Origin of the sequence: Ruegeria sp. HKCCSP346 (assembly GCF_017872595.1) — a bacterium.
Lineage (GTDB): Bacteria > Pseudomonadota > Alphaproteobacteria > Rhodobacterales > Rhodobacteraceae > Ruegeria.
In genome coordinates, this window is record NZ_JAEDOT010000001.1 from 699,816 (window position 1) to 715,079 (window position 15,264).

A 15,264-nucleotide genomic window follows, 5' to 3' on the forward strand; every position below is an offset into this window, starting at 1 on the left:
GGTCTCTATACAAAATGCAATGAAGAGTGACCATATCCCATTTGCGCCTCTTGACGACGCAAACAAGCTTTGATCATGGTGGCTGTCAAATCTGCGGCTGGATAATCACACGTCCAGCAGCGAAGCAAGGACATCTCGCCATGCAAGAGCAACGCCAAGTTGTCACGGTGGAAGACACTGCGGCCCCACCCCGGAATTTCGTGTTTGTCCTTTTGGACAAATTCTCGCTTCTGTCTTTTGCTTCGGCGCTTGACAGTCTGCGCATCGCCAACCGCATGGCGAACAGACAGCTTTACACCTGGAAGCTGATAGGAGAAGGCGGAGAAACGGTAACCTGCTCGGCCGGGACCGAGTTCAGTCTTGACAGTGATCTGGTGGAGTTGCAGCGAGATGACGTTGTTCTGATTTGCGGTGGCGTGGACGTTCAGGCGGCCACCACCAAGCGCGTGCTGAACTGGCTGCGGCGTGAAGCGCGAAGGGGATTGCGGATCGGTGGCCTCTGCACTGCGGCCTATACTCTGGCAAAGGCCGGGTTGATGGACAATAAGAAGGCAACGATCCATTGGGAGAACTCTGACAGTTTCATCGAAGAGTTCGACGAGGTCAAACTGACCAAAGCCGTCTTTCAGATCGATGGAAGTCGCATGACGACTGCGGGCGGCACCTCGTCGATTGACCTTATGCTCAAACTGATTGCAGATGACTATGGCGAGGATCTGGCCAACGCGGTGGCGGATCAGATGATCTATTCCTCGATTCGAACCGACCAGGACACGCAGCGTTTGTCAACTCCGACCCGAATCGGTGTGCGGCATCCGAAGTTGAGCCAGGTTATACTGATGATGGAAAAGAACATCGAAGAACCGATCTCGCCCTCGATCCTTGCCAAGGAAGTGGGTATGTCAACCCGCCAGCTGGAGCGTCTGTTCCGCCGGTATCTCAGCCGTTCCCCCAAGCGCTATTACATGGAACTGCGCCTGCACAAAGCCCGCAACCTGCTGATGCAGACCGATATGAGCGTCATCAACGTGGCGCTGGCCTGTGGTTTCGCCTCGCCCAGCCATTTTTCAAAATGCTACCGGGCGCATTACAACACCACGCCCTATCGCGAACGTGGTGCGCAAAGTGGAAGACTGTCAGTCTAAGGTCCAGCGTCAAAGCTCTTTGACGAAATAGTGCAAGTACGGTCGGAGCATGGGCTGATCTTTGTAGGTTGTTGTCTCGATCGGAGTGTCCAGTTCCACAAACCCGAGCTTGGGATACAAAGATCTCATTTCCACATTTGGGGTGAGTGTATCTGCGATCAACCGCTTCAGCCCCATAGCTCTGGCGGCTTGTTCTCGTGCTTGAACCAATGCGCGCCCCACTCCGGTGCCCCGAGCGTCTTCGGTTACAAATACACGTTTCAACTCGCCGGTAGACTGATCAAACCGTTTCATCATTCCACACCCCACGATTTTGCCACCGTGGTTTCTTGCGACGATCAAGCATCCGTTCGGAGGCATGTAGTCATCCGTGTTCGCCCAGAATTCCTCCAGTGCGCTTTGCGGTGCGGAAGGATCCAATTCGAACCCCATACCCTGCATTCTTTGAGCGATAAGAGCATAATATTGCTCCAAAATCATATTCAGCTCGGTTCTTGGCGGGATACTTGTGCACAATTCAATGTCGAAATCACTCATTAATATCCCCTTAACCGTGTAACCTGTTGGACAGAGTGACTGCGACGATGGAAACGCGCAAATGGAATTGAAACGTCTGCTGGCATACTTCGTATGTCACTGTTTGACAGACATCCTGTAAACCGCGCCCTGCCCGACTGAAATGAACCAGATCGCCCCATCCGGGGCCTGCACGATGTCACGGACCCGTTCGGTCTCGGGGCCCTTGATCTGCTCGACCTCGCGCAGCGGATCTTCGGACAGCCGCGCGATATAGTCGAATTTCAGCGAGCCCACGAAAATGTCGCCCCGCCATTCTGGAAACATGTCGCCGGAATAGACCATCAACCCCGACGGCGCGATCGACGGGTCCCAGTACAGGCGCGGCTGTTCCATACCGGGCTTGCTGGTGCCCTCGCCGATCTTCTCTCCGGAATAATGTGTGCCGTAAGAGATAACCGGCCAGCCGTAATTGGCGCCGGGTTTGACAAGGTTCACCTCGTCACCGCCGCGCGCACCGTGTTCCGACACCCAAAATCCGCCGCGCGTATCCAAATCGGCCCCCTGTGGGTTGCGGTGCCCATAGGTCCAAATTTCAGGTCGGATATCTGCCTGCCCGATGAAAGGATTGTCTGAAGGCACCGAGCCGTCGCGGTTGATACGGATCACGGAACCCATGGCGTTCGAGCGATCCTGCGCCTGTGACGCATCCCCTCGATCTCCGATGGTTACAAAAAGAGTGCTGTCATTGGCTTCTACAACGCGTGAGCCGAAATGCCGCCCGCCTGATCCGCCGGGGGAAGCCTCGAAAATGACCCGCAGATTCGTCAGGCGCGTGCCGTTCTCGGACAGGCGCGCCACCGCGACAGCCGTGCCTGCGCCACCCTTTTGCGGTTTTGAAAAGGTCAGAAAGACCTCGCGGCTTTGATTGAAATCGCGCGGGATCGTAACGTCCAGCAATCCGCCCTGCCCCGAAGCTGCGACTTTGGGAACGCCGGATATGGCATTCGCCTCTCCGCCCTGAACATACAACAGGTTTCCGTCGCGTTCGGTGACAAGAAAACTGCCGTCAGGCAAGATGCCGACGGCCCAGGGCGTATCCAGCCCACCTGCCATTTCGGTGAGTTCAATTTTCCCGACCGAGGTCGACAACGCCTGTGCCAAGGCGCTTTCACTGTAAATAGTGAAGAACAGAATCGCGGCAGCTCTGAGCATGTTGACACTTCTCCGGACAATCTTAGGCAAACCCTAACAAAACAGATAGATTTCCGATCGATAAAAACACGATTGCGTTAGGACTTTTCTTTTCCGGGCAGCTTGCCTAGGTTCGTGGCCAGAACGAATACGTTCACAATAGGGAGTAACCATATGAAAAAGCTGCTTACAGCAACTGCAGCATCCGCTTTGCTGGCCGGACCTGCGCTGGCCGAAGACATTACGCTTGGTGTTTTGTTCGGATTCACCGGCCCAATTGAATCGCTGGCACCCGCAATGGGTTCGGGCGCTGAATTGGCGATGGCGGAAGTCACCGAGTCCGGAAAACTGCTGGATGGATCCAAAGTGACCGCATCGCGCGCCGACACCGGCTGCATTGATAACGGTCTGGCCACTTCGAACGGCGAACGCATGATTGCGGACGGTGTTGCCGGCATCATTGGCGGCGATTGCTCGGGCGTGACCGGTGCGATCCTTCAGAATGTCGCGATTCCGAATGGCATGGTCATGATCTCGCCTTCGGCGACGTCACCGGGCCTGTCGACCATGGAAGACAACGGCCTGTTCTTCCGGACCGCGCCTTCAGATGCGCGCGAAGGCCAGGTGATGGCGGATATCCTGAAGGATCGCGGTATCAACTCGATCGCTCTGACCTATACCAACAACGACTACGGCAAGGGTCTGGCGGACGCGATCCAAACCTCTTTCGAGGCAGCAGGTGGTGAAGTGACCATCGTTGCAGCGCATGAGGATGGCAAAGCCGACTACTCGGCCGAAGTTGGTGCTCTGGCCTCGGCCGGTGGCGACATTCTGGTTGTTGCGGGCTATCTGGATCAGGGCGGCCTGGGCATCATCCAGTCGGCGCTGGACAGCGGTGCGTTTGACACCTTTGGCTTGCCGGGCGGCATGATCGGTGACTCGCTGCCGGCCAATGTCGGCCCCGACCTGAACGGCTCGTTCGGTCAGATCGCCGGTTCGGGCGGTGAAGGCGCCGAGAAGTATTTCGCCATGGCCGAAGCCGCAGGCTTCGACGGTTCGTCGCCCTATTCGCCCGAATCTTATGACGCTGCGGCTTTGTTCATGCTGGCCATGCAGGCTGCCGGATCGACCAATCCGGCCGACTATGGCGGCAAGATCATGGACGTTGCCAACGCTCCGGGTGAAAAGATCTATCCCGGCGAACTGGCCAAGGGTCTGGAATTGCTGGCAAACGGTCAGGACATCGACTATGTCGGTGCGTCCGGTGTCGAACTGATCGGCCCCGGCGAAAGCGCTGGTTCCTATCGTGAGATCGAAGTGACCGACGGTGAAAACAAGACCGTCAACTTCCGTTGATTGATCGTCAAAGGCTATGAATGAAAGCAGCCCGGGCCTTGTGTCCGGGCTGTTTCAATGAAAAAAGACCGCACCCGATCAACGGGGTCGAGACAACAGCGCCGGACAGGCGGCAAGGGGAAAAGATGATCGTCGTCGAGGACGTGCACAAGCATTTCGGCGGATTTCATGCGGTGGACGGGGCATCGCTGGAAATCCAGAAAGGGTCGATCACCGGCCTGATCGGGCCCAACGGGGCAGGAAAAACCACTCTGTTCAATGTGATCGCGGGTGTTTTGCCGCCGACCAGCGGCAAGGTGGTGATGGACGGCGAGGATATCACCGGCCTGCCCCCTCATGAGCTGTTCCACAAGGGGCTGTTGCGCACGTTTCAGATTGCACATGAATTCCCGTCGATGACCTGCCGTGAAAACCTGATGATGGTGCCTGGCGCGCAATCAGGCGAGTCGCTGTGGAACACGTGGTTCGGCCGCAAACGCATCGCTGACGAAGAACGCGCACTGAAGGCCAAGGCCGATGAGGTGCTGGAGTTTCTGACGATTGAACATCTGGCCGATCACAAGGCGGGTCAGGTCTCGGGTGGTCAGAAAAAGTTGCTGGAGCTTGGCCGCACCATGATGGTCGACGCCAAGATCGTGTTTCTGGACGAGGTCGGCGCAGGTGTGAACCGCACCCTTCTGATGACCATTGCCGACACGATCCTGCGTCTGAACAAGGAGCGTGGATACACCTTCGTCGTCATCGAGCACGACATGGATTTCATCGGCAAGATCTGTGATCCGGTCATCTGCATGGCCGAAGGCAAGGTACTGGCCGAGGGTACCTTGGACGAGATCAAGGCGAACGAGCACGTGATCGAAGCCTATCTGGGCACCGGCCTGAAGAACAAAGACAAACTGGAGGCAGGCGCGTGATCGACAACCCCTATCAGGATGACAAGGGCAACAAGGACGCCTCGATCACCAATCCGCATGGTGTCGGCACCATGACCCCGGCCCATCGCAAAAGTGGTGCGACGCATAAGGTCGAAGGCGGCCCGTTTCTGATCGGCGACACCATGACGGGTGGTTACGGCAAAGGGCCGGACATTCTGCATGATTGCACCATCGCCGTGGACAAGGGTGAAATCGCAGTCATCGTCGGCCCAAACGGTGCGGGCAAGTCGACGGCGATGAAAGCTGTGTTCGGGATGCTGGATGTCCGTTCAGGGTCCGTGCGTCTGGATGGCGAGGATATCACCAACCTCTCCCCGCAGGACCGGGTCATGCGTGGCATGGGTTTCGTGCCGCAGACACAGAACATCTTTACCTCGATGACGGTGGAAGAGAACCTGGAAATGGGTGCCTTCATCCGCCGCGACGACATCAGCCAGACGATGGAGCAGGTCTATGACCTCTTCCCGATCCTCCGCGACAAGCGCAATCAGGCCGCCGGAGAGTTGTCGGGCGGACAACGCCAACAGGTCGCAGTTGGCCGCGCGCTGATGACCCAGCCCAAGGTGCTGATGCTCGACGAACCCACGGCAGGCGTTTCGCCGATCGTGATGGATGAACTGTTCGACCGGATTATCGAAGTGTCCCGCACCGGCCTGCCGATCCTGATGGTCGAACAGAACGCCCGCCAGGCTCTGGAGATTGCCGACAAGGGGTACGTTCTGGTTCAGGGGCGCAATGCCTATACCGGCACGGGCAAGGAACTGCTGGCCGATCCGGAGGTTCGGAAGAGCTTCTTGGGGGGGTGAGGCCTGTGAAAACCAGCCTACTCGCCGTTTTCTGTTCATGTCTGTTGGGTAGCATCGCGTTTGCTCAGAGCCTAGCACCGCAAGCTAAGCAGTCTCGAAATGGCGTGATCGTCCGTTGCGAGTTCGAGAATCAAAGAACGGTCATCCTATCGGCGCTCGATGACAGGATTGTTTGGCAGGAAAATGGTTCTGATTACCCTACCAGTGATTGGACACATATTCGGAAATCGCATGACCCAATCTTGTCAGTATTTGCTTATGGTGCAGGGATCGGAAGCCCAAGACTCGATATTTACCAAGGTATCTTCCACGCTGATAAGCCCAACTACGACCTTGGAACTGCAATCCTCAGCTATACGCTTGTTGGGCGCGAAAGGTTGATAGTAGAGGCCGTTGAGGGTTTTTGCCAAGGCGAGCAACAGAACTAGTGGGCTTTTTCAAAGCCATTTTTGCGCCCACCAACTTCCTTCTTGTTTCCGCAATCGACTGAAGTCGCCAGTTTAGAAGGAAACGCTGGTTGATCTCGGTATCTGGCCGTCTGTAACTTCGACAACCATCCCAAGATTTCCATGCGTCGGCTGCAATCCGGTCACATTGTGCGTTTAGCGCCGGGAACTGTGAAGGAAACGGTTTCCCGGATAAACCAACCAAGTTCCGTGAAATCAAGCGAACCTTCTGAATAAAAACTCTGTTCAGGACCCAAAAATGAAAAAATGGATGTGTGTGGCCATTGCCACCTTGTGCGCGACCGCCGCAACTGCGGAAGAACGTCACTTTGTCTGTGTGTCGGACCGCGACGGCAGTGAAGTGCGCCTAAATCGGGCACCGGATGGAGACAAAGGCTACATCGAAACTGCAAGTGTTTCTGGCGACGCGATGGTGTTCAAAGGCGTTGGTAACATGACGTTTGTCCATATTGAAGGCGAAGATGTCATGACCTTTGTCGTGCATTATGACGACATGTCCTTTGACCTCTCGGTCAAGGGTCCCCACGCGGGAACCGATCACGGCACCTGCACCGAGACGGACGCCTGATCCCGCTTCTTACCATCTCAGTCACTCACCGGAATTGGCCGGTGCGTGACTGAGCCAGGCCAAAATTGAATAGTCTTGCCTGCTTCCGGTTTTCTCGTGGCTTTTTTTCACAACCAGCAGAAAAATATGACGCAAAACAGCGCAGGAAACATTGTGCCTGCGCGGACCGTCATGCCATAAGACCGCACCCGGACAGTGAGAAGAAATAATGGATCTACTCAACGCGCTTGTTGCGCTTGCGAATTTTGTGTTAGTGCCTGCGGTCGCTTATGGAAGTCAACTGGCGTTGGGCGCGCTTGGCGTGACCCTGATCTACGGCATTCTGCGATTTTCGAACTTTGCCCATGGCGACACAATGGCCTTTGGCGCGATGATCGCCGTGCTGGTCACATGGGGGTTGCAGGCCGCCGGGATCAGCTTTGGACCGCTGCCAACCGCCCTGCTCGCCCTGCCCTTTGCCATACTGGGCTGTATCGTGCTGGTGCTGATCACCGACAGGCTGGTCTACAAATTCTACCGTGACCAAAAGGCGAAGCCCGTTATTCTGGTGATCGTTTCCATGGGCGTGATGTTCATCATGAACGGCCTTGTCCGGTTTATCATCGGGCCAGACGACCAAAGGTTCTCGGATGGGGCTCGGTTCATTGTTTCGGCGCGCGATTTCAAGGCGATGACCGGTCTGCGCGAGGGTCTGGCCATCAAGACGTCGCAAGGTATCACGGTGATCGTGGCCGTTGTTGCCGTGGCGCTGCTGTTCTGGTTTCTGAACAAGACGCGCACAGGCAAGTCGATGCGGGCCTATTCGGACAACGAGGATCTGGCGCTGCTGTCAGGCATCAACCCGGAACGTGTGGTGATGATCACATGGATCATCGTTGCGGCGCTGGCCACAACTGCCGGCGTACTTTATGGGCTGGACAAAAGCTTCAAACCCTTCGTCTATTTCCAGCTTCTGCTGCCGATCTTTGCCTCGGCCATCGTGGGTGGTTTGGGCAATCCTCTGGGCGCCATCGCAGGCGGGTTTATCATCGCGTTTTCCGAAGTGACGATAACATACGCCTGGAAGAAGGTGCTGACCTATCTTGCGCCGGAAAACCTTGAGCCGTCAGGATTGGTGCAACTCCTCTCGACCGATTACAAATTCGCCGTCAGCTTTGTCATCCTGCTGATCGTGCTTCTGTTCAAGCCCACGGGCCTTTTCAAGGGGAAAGCAGTATGACCGACGCTGTCAAAAATACGCTGCTCTTCGCAATTGTCGGCGGCCTAATCCTGTTGACCGGTTTCACGCAAAGCTGGAACACCGCGATCCTGATCCTGAATATGGGGCTGATTTCCGCCATTATGGCGATCGGTGTAAACCTGCAATGGGGATTTGCCGGTCTGTTCAATGTGGGCGTGATGGGCTTTGTCGCACTGGGCGGTCTGGCCGTCGTACTGGTTTCAACGCCGCCCACGCCCGGTGCCTGGGCTGCCGGAGGTTATGGCATCGTTCTGTCTTTGCTGCTGGGTGCCGCGACAGTGGTTGCCGCCGTTCTGGTGGCAACGAAACTGCCGAAAGGCCGTGTGCAAACCCTGACGATCATCGCCGTTCTTGTCGTGGGCTTTTTTGTCTATCGCGCGGTGTTCGATCCCAGCATTGCGGCGGTCGAGGCCATCGACCCGGCGATTGCCGGCAATATTGGCGGTTTGAATCTGCCGGTTCTGCTGGCCTGGCCGGCCGGTGGTTTGCTGGCGGCGGGTGCTGCGTGGCTGATCGGTAAAACGGCGCTGGGCCTTCGCTCGGATTATCTGGCGATTGCCACATTGGGTATCGCCGAAATCATTATCGCCGTCATGAAAAACGAAGACTGGCTGGCCCGGGGCGTCAAGAATGTCTACGGCATCCCACGCCCGTCCCCTGTTGTGGGCTACGAAGTGGATTTGCAGAACGACCCGGCCTTTCTGGCGCGGGCCGAATGGTTGGGGTTGGACCCCGTCACCGCATCCACCCTTTCGGTCAAACTCGGTTATTCGCTGCTGTTCCTGATTGTGCTTCTGGTTCTACTCTGGATGGCTCAGATGGCGCTGAAAAGCCCGTGGGGCCGGATGATGCGCGCAATCCGTGACAATGAAGTGGCGGCTGAGGCCATGGGCAAGGATGTCACCCGTCGTCATCTGCAAATATTCGTACTGGGTTCGGCTGTTTGCGGTATCGCGGGTGCGATGATGACAACGCTGGACGGCCAGTTGACGCCAAGCGCGTATCAACCGCTGCGCTTTACCTTTCTGGTCTGGGTGATGGTGATCGTGGGTGGTTCGGGCAACAACTTCGGGGCCGTTCTGGGCGCATTCCTCATCTGGTTCCTGTGGGTTCAGGTTGAACCGATCGGCTTGTGGCTGATGAATGTCATTACCGCCGGCTTGCCGGACGGAAGTGCATTGAAAGTCCACCTGCTGGACAGCGCCGCACATATGCGTCTGTTCACGATGGGTCTGATCCTGTTGATTGTTCTCAGATTCAGCCCAAGAGGGCTGATCCCTGAGAAATAGATCGCTTCCACCTTCAATAAGCGAAACCGCGCCTCTTATCCGGCGCGGTTTCTTGATTCTTAACGATTTTTTGAATAAACGGACACACCGCAGCGTTTTCTTTTTGCGGTATGTCGCCGGCACTCACATCCGTCTACGCCGATCTGTAACGATCATTTACACGTTTTGAAAAGAGTCAAAAATGAAAGCACCACGGTTCAAGACACTGCTTCTGTTTCCGGTTGTCGCCATCGTAACAACCGCCTGCATTCCCACTCCGGAAGAACTTGAAACAACTCCCGTCAAAGTTCAAACGCCCAAAGGTGTCGTAACCTGTCAGCTATATCGTCACGACCGGGTGACCTGGGACCGGGCGATTGACTTCCCGGCTTCGAAAATGTCCGTGCCGGAGGCTGACGCTTACTGCCGTCAGGAAGGCCAGCGCCGTCTGAAGTAAACATTGCGGCGCCCGTGATGGGCGCCGTTCCGTCATCTGTTGCGGAACAATCCACCCAGAATACCACGAACGATTCGGCGTCCGGTCGTTCCTTTCAGTTCTTTGATAACTGCGTCGGTCATCGCCGATGCAAACGTGTCTTTCCGCCGTTGCACCCGGGACGAGGATCTGCCGACCCGGCTTCCCGAATATCTGCGAGCCGAAGAATACTCTCGTTCCATCGGTGATTGTGCCTCTAGAACTTCATCGGCCTCTGCCTGTTCAGCGGCCTTGGCGGCCGCCTCGGCCCGAGCCTGGAGGATTTCAAAGGCCGATTTTCGATCAATACCATCGTCATATTTAGACGCCATCGGCGAGGCATCGAGAATGGCCCTCCGCTGCGCATCAGAAATGGGCCCCAACTGGGAACCCGGCGGACGAATCAATGTGCGCTCGACAATTCCGGGAACACCTTTTTTCTGCAGCATCGACGTGACAGCCTCACCAACGCCCACCTCGCGAATTGCGGCTTCGGTGTCAAAGGCGGGGTTTTCGCGATAGGTTTCCGCCGCCAGACGCAGGTTCTTTCGGTCACGCGCCGTGAAGGCCCGCAAAGCGTGTTGAACGCGATTGCCCAACTGCCCCAGAATATCCTCGGGAATATCGGCGGGATTCTGGGTGATGAAATAGACACCCACCCCTTTGGACCGGATCAGGCGCGCAACCTGTTCAACCTTGTCCACCAACACTTTCGGAGCGCCGTCAAACAACAGATGCGCCTCGTCGAAGAAGAACACCAGCTTGGGTTTGTCAGGATCACCGACTTCGGGAAGCTCCTCAAACAATTCGCTCAGCAGCCACAGCAGGAATGTCGCATAAAGCCGTGGCGCTGCCATCAGTTTGTCCGAAGCAAGGATGTTCACCATCCCCTGCCCGTTTTCATCGGTGCGCATCAGATCGGACAGATCCAGCGCGGGTTCGCCAAACAGTTTTGTTCCACCCTGGTTTTCCAATACCAGCAATCGCCGCTGGATCGCACCGATCGAAGATGTCGATACATTGCCATATCGCAATGAAAGCTGGGCCCGGTTCTCGCCGATCCAGACCAGCAGCGCCTGAAGGTCTTTGAGATCCAGAAGAGGCATTCCCTCTTCATCGGCCACGCGGAACGCGATGTTCAGGATACCTTCCTGCGCTTCGCTCAATTCCATCAACCGGGACAGCAGCAACGGGCCCATTTCAGTGACCGTCGTCCGCACTGGATGGCCCTGTTCACCAAAAAGATCCCAGAACGTAACCGGGCAGGCGGAATAAGCAAAATCGTCGAACTCTATGCGTTTGGCACGATCCATAAATGCCTGATGCAGTTTTTGCGCGTCGCTTCCGGGCAAAGCCAGGCCCGACAGATCACCTTTGACATCGGACAGAAACACCGGAACTCCGGCTTGGGAAAACCCTTCCGCGAGGATTTGCAACGTTACGGTCTTACCGGTCCCAGTGGCGCCGGCAATCAGCCCATGGCGGTTGGCATATTTCAGTGCCAGTTCCTGCGGCTGGCCATAGCCTTCGCCTCCGCCACCCAAAAATATATTCTTGCCCATTAACATTGCCTTATGTTTCACCGATCCGTGACCAGCATACAAAGTTAACCTTTGACTGCGATAGTCAATTTGCCCCGCGTTTGTTTCCTTCACGTGGGGCAGACTTCCTCCCTGTCGACTGGCCGTGCCTTCGGGCACGGCTTTTTTGCAGGTTCAAAAATGGTTTCAAAGCTCTGACCGCAGTATTAAAATTTGAGGATAGCTGTTGACCCGTCTGCGACCCTCTCGTAGGGTTTGCGCATAAATAAGTCGGCCAGTCCGACGGGGAGAACCTTTTGGAAAAGAGAGCTGGCTTATGCAGCTCTCTTTTTCTGTCTCAGGGCAGTTGGTTTCTGGTGTTCTGGCAAGAATCCGTTCACGTTCAGACCAGCCGTTCTGTTAGTGCCTGACACCAGTTCAGAAGAGTGTTAAACGAAGCAAAAAGCTCAAGCATCAAGTCGAGGCATTCATGATCAAGCAACTTCTAACCGCAAATACAGTGGCCGTCGCCTTTCTTAGCAGCGCAGTCTATGCCCAAGAGGCCAACGACGAAAGCCCGCAGCAGGCCGAGCCCGCCCAAACCGAAGCCGCGCAAGAACTGGATCTGGGAGAGACTGGCCCACGTATCGGCGAGCAATACGTCAAAGAAACAAGCGGTGCTTGGAATATAACCTGTCTACGGACCGAAGAAGGCGAAGATCCTTGCCTGCTGCGTCAAGTTCTTTCCGGCGCCGAGGGCCAGCCGATTGCGGAAATCTCGATCAACAAGCTTCCCGAAGGAGCGGAGGCCGTTGCCGGAGCTAGGTTGACTGTGCCGCTGGAGACCATGCTGCAAGCACAAATTGCTGTGTCCATAGACGGCGCACCGGGTAAAAGATACAACTATCATCACTGCAACCCGGTAGGCTGCGTCGCACAATTGGGCTTTACGCAAGGCGATATAGACGCCATGAAAGCGGGCAGTGCGGCAACAATCTCGCTGGTGTCAATTCTGGCCCCGAGCCAACTTTTGCAAATCGAAATGTCGCTGGCTGGATTTACCAGTGGCTACGATCAGCTGGAAGTCCTGCAAAACTGACAGATCGCAGACAAAGGCCGCTCTGAATGCGGCGGCCTTGTTTCGTACGTTGTTCGCTAAACCCGCTTCAGCGCCAAAACCGCATTCAGCCCGCCAAAGGCAAACGCATTGCTGAGCGCGACGTCAACTTTGGCTTCCCGAGCTTCGTTCGGCACAACATCAAGCGCGCATTCCGGATCGGGTTCCTCGTATCCGATGGTGGGTGCGATCACACCGTCCCGCAGCGCCATGATACATGCCAACAGTTCCACCGCACCGGTTCCACCAATCAGGTGACCATGCATGGATTTGGTTGACGATATCATCAGGTCGTCAGCATGGGGCCCGAAAACATCCGCCACGGCGGCACATTCGGTTTTGTCATTCGCAGCCGTCCCGGTGCCATGCGCGTTGATATAACCCACATCGCTTGCATTCAATCTGGCATCAGCCAAGGCACCTGACATGGCCCGTGAAGCCCCTTGCTTGCTGGGCATCACGATATCGGCCGCATCCGACGACATGGCAAAACCAACGACTTCGCACATGATCTCGGCGCCACGGGCGCGGGCGTGTTCGTATTCCTCGAAAACAAAGACCCCGGCCCCTTCGCCCTGTACCATTCCGTTGCGATTGGCGCTGAACGGTCGGCACGCATCCTTGGACATGACGCGCAACCCTTCCCAGGCCTTGACGCCTCCAAAGCACAACATGGATTCGGACCCGCCTGTGATCATGACCGGGGCCATGCCGCTTCGGACCATCTGAAAGGCCTGAGACATGGCATGGTTCGAGGACGCACAGGCAGTCGACACGGTGAAGCTGGGGCCTTTGAGGTTGTGTTCCATGGAAACATGGCTGGCCGCCGCATTGTTCATGAGTTTGGGAACAACAAACGGGTGTACCCGGTTCTTTCCGTCCTCATAAACCGAGCGATAATTGTCATCCCAGGTCGATACGCCACCGCCGGCGGTCCCCAGAACAACACCTGATTTTGCGGCCAACTCTCCGTGAAACTCGATGCCGGACTGATCGATGGCCTCTTTGGCGGCGGTCAGAGTGAACTGAGTGAACCGGTCATACAGCGACATCTGCTGACGGTTGAACCGACCTTCAGCCTCAAAGCCGCGAACCTGCCCGCCGATTTTGATGGCCAACCGATCAACGTCCCGAAATTCCAGTTCCGAGATGCCGCAACGGCCTTCGCGCATGGCTTCCAGCGTGTCAGGAACCGAATGGCCCAGTGAATTGATCGTACCTGCGCCGGTAATGACAACACGTTTCATGAGCGTCAGTCAGACCTTTTCCGACACGAGCTTTTCGATCCCGGAAATGATCGCAGCGACATTGGATATGTCAAAATCGTTAGCCTCGGGTTCATTGGCGTTGAACGGAATTGAAATGTCGAACTCTTCCTCGATGGCGAATATGCTTTCCACCAGACCAAGGCTGTCGATTCCCAGATCTTCCAGCGTGCTTTCGGGCGTCACATCCGATGGCTCCAGCACGGCCTGCTCTGCAATGATTGCGATGACGCGGTCGCTGATGCTCATGTCGATCCCCTGATTTTCAGTTTGACGATGATTTAATCGCTTGGGGTCTGTTTGAAAACAGCCTTTTTCAATGCCTCAACGTCGCGTGCCATTCGGGGCAGTCGGCGCTGCGCCTTGTAGACATCGGTGTGGGTCTCCATTTTGATGCCCGGATACCCCATGATCACGCGCCCGGCGGGCACATTTGACAGAATCTTCGTGCCCCCACCCGAAATAACGCCGTCCCCTATGAAAATGTTGTCGACCACTCCGGTCTGACCACCCAGAACGACGTTGTTGCCGATCTCGACCGAGCCGGAGACACCTGTCTGACCGCACAGCAGACAATCCCGCCCGACGCGGGTGTTGTGCCCGACATGGACAAGATTATCCAGCTTGGTGCCATCACCGATCCGCGTGTTGCGGATTGTTCCATTATCGACAGTGCAATTGGCGCCAACCTCGACATCATCACCGATCTCAACCGCGCCCAAAGAATGGATACGGAGCCAACTTTGGGCCTTGGCGTCGCCCTGATCGCCCAACGTTTTGCGGGCGTTCTCAGCGCCAGAAACCTCGGGGGTCACGAAACTGAACCCGTCACTACCAATCCTTGCACCGGGCTGCGCGATGAACCGATCCCCGATTTGTGCGCGCGCGCCAATGCTGACCATTTCACGCAACAGGGCCTGTTCGCCAAGAATGGCGTCCATTCCCACCACGCAGTGTGCTCCGATGACCGAGCCCGAACCTATTCGCGCCCGAGCACCAACAACAGTCAGAGGTCCTATCGCCACATCTGGTCCAATTTCGGCCGTTGGATCGATCACTGCGGAAGGATGAATGCCCGGTTCAATCCCTTGCCCGCGATCCAGCATTGAGGTGATCCCCGCCATCGCCATGCGCGGACGCTTCACGAATATGGCCGCGCGCAACCCCATGTCCTGCCAATCCGCGCCCTCCCACAGAACGGCGGCGCGCGCGCGCCCTTTCGAAAGCGCTTCGGCGTATTTCGGAGACATGGCCATGGCCAGATCGGTTGGGTCAGCATCGCCCGGTTCGGCCGCCCGCACGATCGTCAGGCCACCGTCGCCTTGGCATTCAGCACCCAAAGCGTCGGCGATTTGTTGAATGGTAAACTGCATCTCGGGCTTCCTTTTGGCA

Annotated in this window: 16 protein-coding genes; 10 read left to right on the top strand and 6 right to left on the bottom strand. The window is 56.4% G+C overall.

What is annotated here, in order from left to right; genetic code table 11:
- Positions 1-140 precede the first annotated feature (140 nt).
- Complete coding sequence (locus I9185_RS03495) at positions 141-1,145, top strand: GlxA family transcriptional regulator (RefSeq protein ID WP_171632453.1); 1,005 nt, start codon at positions 141-143, stop codon at positions 1,143-1,145.
- Positions 1,146-1,154: 9 nt separating this feature from the next.
- Here I9185_RS03495 and I9185_RS03500 read toward each other — a convergent pair whose 3' ends face one another.
- Entirely contained in the window at positions 1,155-1,682 is a 528-nt protein-coding gene (locus tag I9185_RS03500) for a GNAT family N-acetyltransferase (protein ID WP_210092362.1), read from the bottom strand.
- Positions 1,683-1,778: 96 nt separating this feature from the next.
- Positions 1,779-2,876 carry a PQQ-dependent sugar dehydrogenase gene (locus I9185_RS03505; protein ID WP_210092363.1) on the bottom strand — a complete coding sequence of 366 codons (1,098 nt, stop codon included), beginning with the start codon at positions 2,874-2,876 and terminating at the stop codon, positions 1,779-1,781.
- A 153-nt stretch (positions 2,877-3,029) separates the two neighbouring features.
- Between I9185_RS03505 and I9185_RS03510 the strand changes: the two genes are divergently transcribed.
- The 8 genes from I9185_RS03510 to I9185_RS03545 all read left to right on the top strand — a co-directional run bounded on the left by I9185_RS03510 (position 3,030) and on the right by I9185_RS03545 (position 9,952).
- Positions 3,030-4,211 (top strand): ABC transporter substrate-binding protein, encoded by a 1,182-nt coding sequence (locus I9185_RS03510; protein WP_152457993.1) that lies wholly within the window; start codon positions 3,030-3,032, stop codon positions 4,209-4,211.
- A gap of 125 nt (positions 4,212-4,336) precedes the next feature.
- On the top strand, positions 4,337-5,125 hold the full coding sequence (locus I9185_RS03515; protein ID WP_152457994.1) for an ABC transporter ATP-binding protein: 789 nt from the start codon (positions 4,337-4,339) through the stop codon (positions 5,123-5,125).
- Positions 5,122-5,952 (top strand): ABC transporter ATP-binding protein, encoded by an 831-nt coding sequence (locus tag I9185_RS03520; protein ID WP_210092364.1) that lies wholly within the window; start codon positions 5,122-5,124, stop codon positions 5,950-5,952. Before I9185_RS03515 ends, I9185_RS03520 begins: the two co-directional genes overlap by 4 nt.
- Positions 5,953-5,957: 5 nt before the next feature.
- Positions 5,958-6,380: a hypothetical protein gene (locus tag I9185_RS03525; RefSeq protein WP_210092365.1), complete on the top strand. Its 423-nt coding sequence runs from the start codon at positions 5,958-5,960 to the stop codon at positions 6,378-6,380.
- Between the two features lie 277 nt (positions 6,381-6,657).
- On the top strand, positions 6,658-6,987 hold the full coding sequence (locus I9185_RS03530) for a hypothetical protein (protein ID WP_210092366.1): 330 nt from the start codon (positions 6,658-6,660) through the stop codon (positions 6,985-6,987).
- A gap of 208 nt (positions 6,988-7,195) precedes the next feature.
- Positions 7,196-8,206 (top strand): branched-chain amino acid ABC transporter permease, encoded by a 1,011-nt coding sequence (locus I9185_RS03535; RefSeq protein WP_209833126.1) that lies wholly within the window; start codon positions 7,196-7,198, stop codon positions 8,204-8,206.
- Positions 8,203-9,516 carry a branched-chain amino acid ABC transporter permease gene (locus I9185_RS03540; RefSeq protein WP_171723265.1) on the top strand — a complete coding sequence of 438 codons (1,314 nt, stop codon included), beginning with the start codon at positions 8,203-8,205 and terminating at the stop codon, positions 9,514-9,516. The genes I9185_RS03535 and I9185_RS03540 overlap by 4 nt, the downstream gene beginning before the upstream one ends.
- A gap of 181 nt (positions 9,517-9,697) precedes the next feature.
- A complete protein-coding gene (locus I9185_RS03545) occupies positions 9,698-9,952 on the top strand; it encodes a hypothetical protein (protein WP_171115893.1) in 255 nt (84 codons plus the stop codon).
- A 32-nt stretch (positions 9,953-9,984) separates the two neighbouring features.
- Here I9185_RS03545 and I9185_RS03550 read toward each other — a convergent pair whose 3' ends face one another.
- The gene (locus I9185_RS03550; protein ID WP_210092367.1) at positions 9,985-11,532 is read right to left on the bottom strand and encodes a helicase HerA-like domain-containing protein; all 1,548 of its coding nucleotides are present in this window, start codon (positions 11,530-11,532) and stop codon (positions 9,985-9,987) included.
- Positions 11,533-11,980: 448 nt separating this feature from the next.
- Here I9185_RS03550 and I9185_RS03555 point away from each other — a divergent pair, with 448 nt between their 5' ends.
- The gene (locus I9185_RS03555; protein ID WP_209833120.1) at positions 11,981-12,589 is read left to right on the top strand and encodes an invasion associated locus B family protein; all 609 of its coding nucleotides are present in this window, start codon (positions 11,981-11,983) and stop codon (positions 12,587-12,589) included.
- Positions 12,590-12,645: 56 nt separating this feature from the next.
- Here I9185_RS03555 and I9185_RS03560 read toward each other — a convergent pair whose 3' ends face one another.
- Genes I9185_RS03560 through lpxD form a run of 3 tightly spaced genes read right to left on the bottom strand, consistent with a single transcriptional unit; the run spans position 12,646 to position 15,245 of the window.
- A complete protein-coding gene (locus I9185_RS03560) occupies positions 12,646-13,854 on the bottom strand; it encodes a beta-ketoacyl-[acyl-carrier-protein] synthase family protein (RefSeq protein ID WP_171723263.1) in 1,209 nt (402 codons plus the stop codon).
- Between the two features lie 9 nt (positions 13,855-13,863).
- A complete protein-coding gene (locus I9185_RS03565) occupies positions 13,864-14,121 on the bottom strand; it encodes an acyl carrier protein (protein ID WP_171723262.1) in 258 nt (85 codons plus the stop codon).
- Between the two features lie 32 nt (positions 14,122-14,153).
- Positions 14,154-15,245: a UDP-3-O-(3-hydroxymyristoyl)glucosamine N-acyltransferase gene (lpxD, locus tag I9185_RS03570; RefSeq protein WP_171632414.1), complete on the bottom strand. Its 1,092-nt coding sequence runs from the start codon at positions 15,243-15,245 to the stop codon at positions 14,154-14,156.
- Positions 15,246-15,264: the final 19 nt, after the last annotated feature.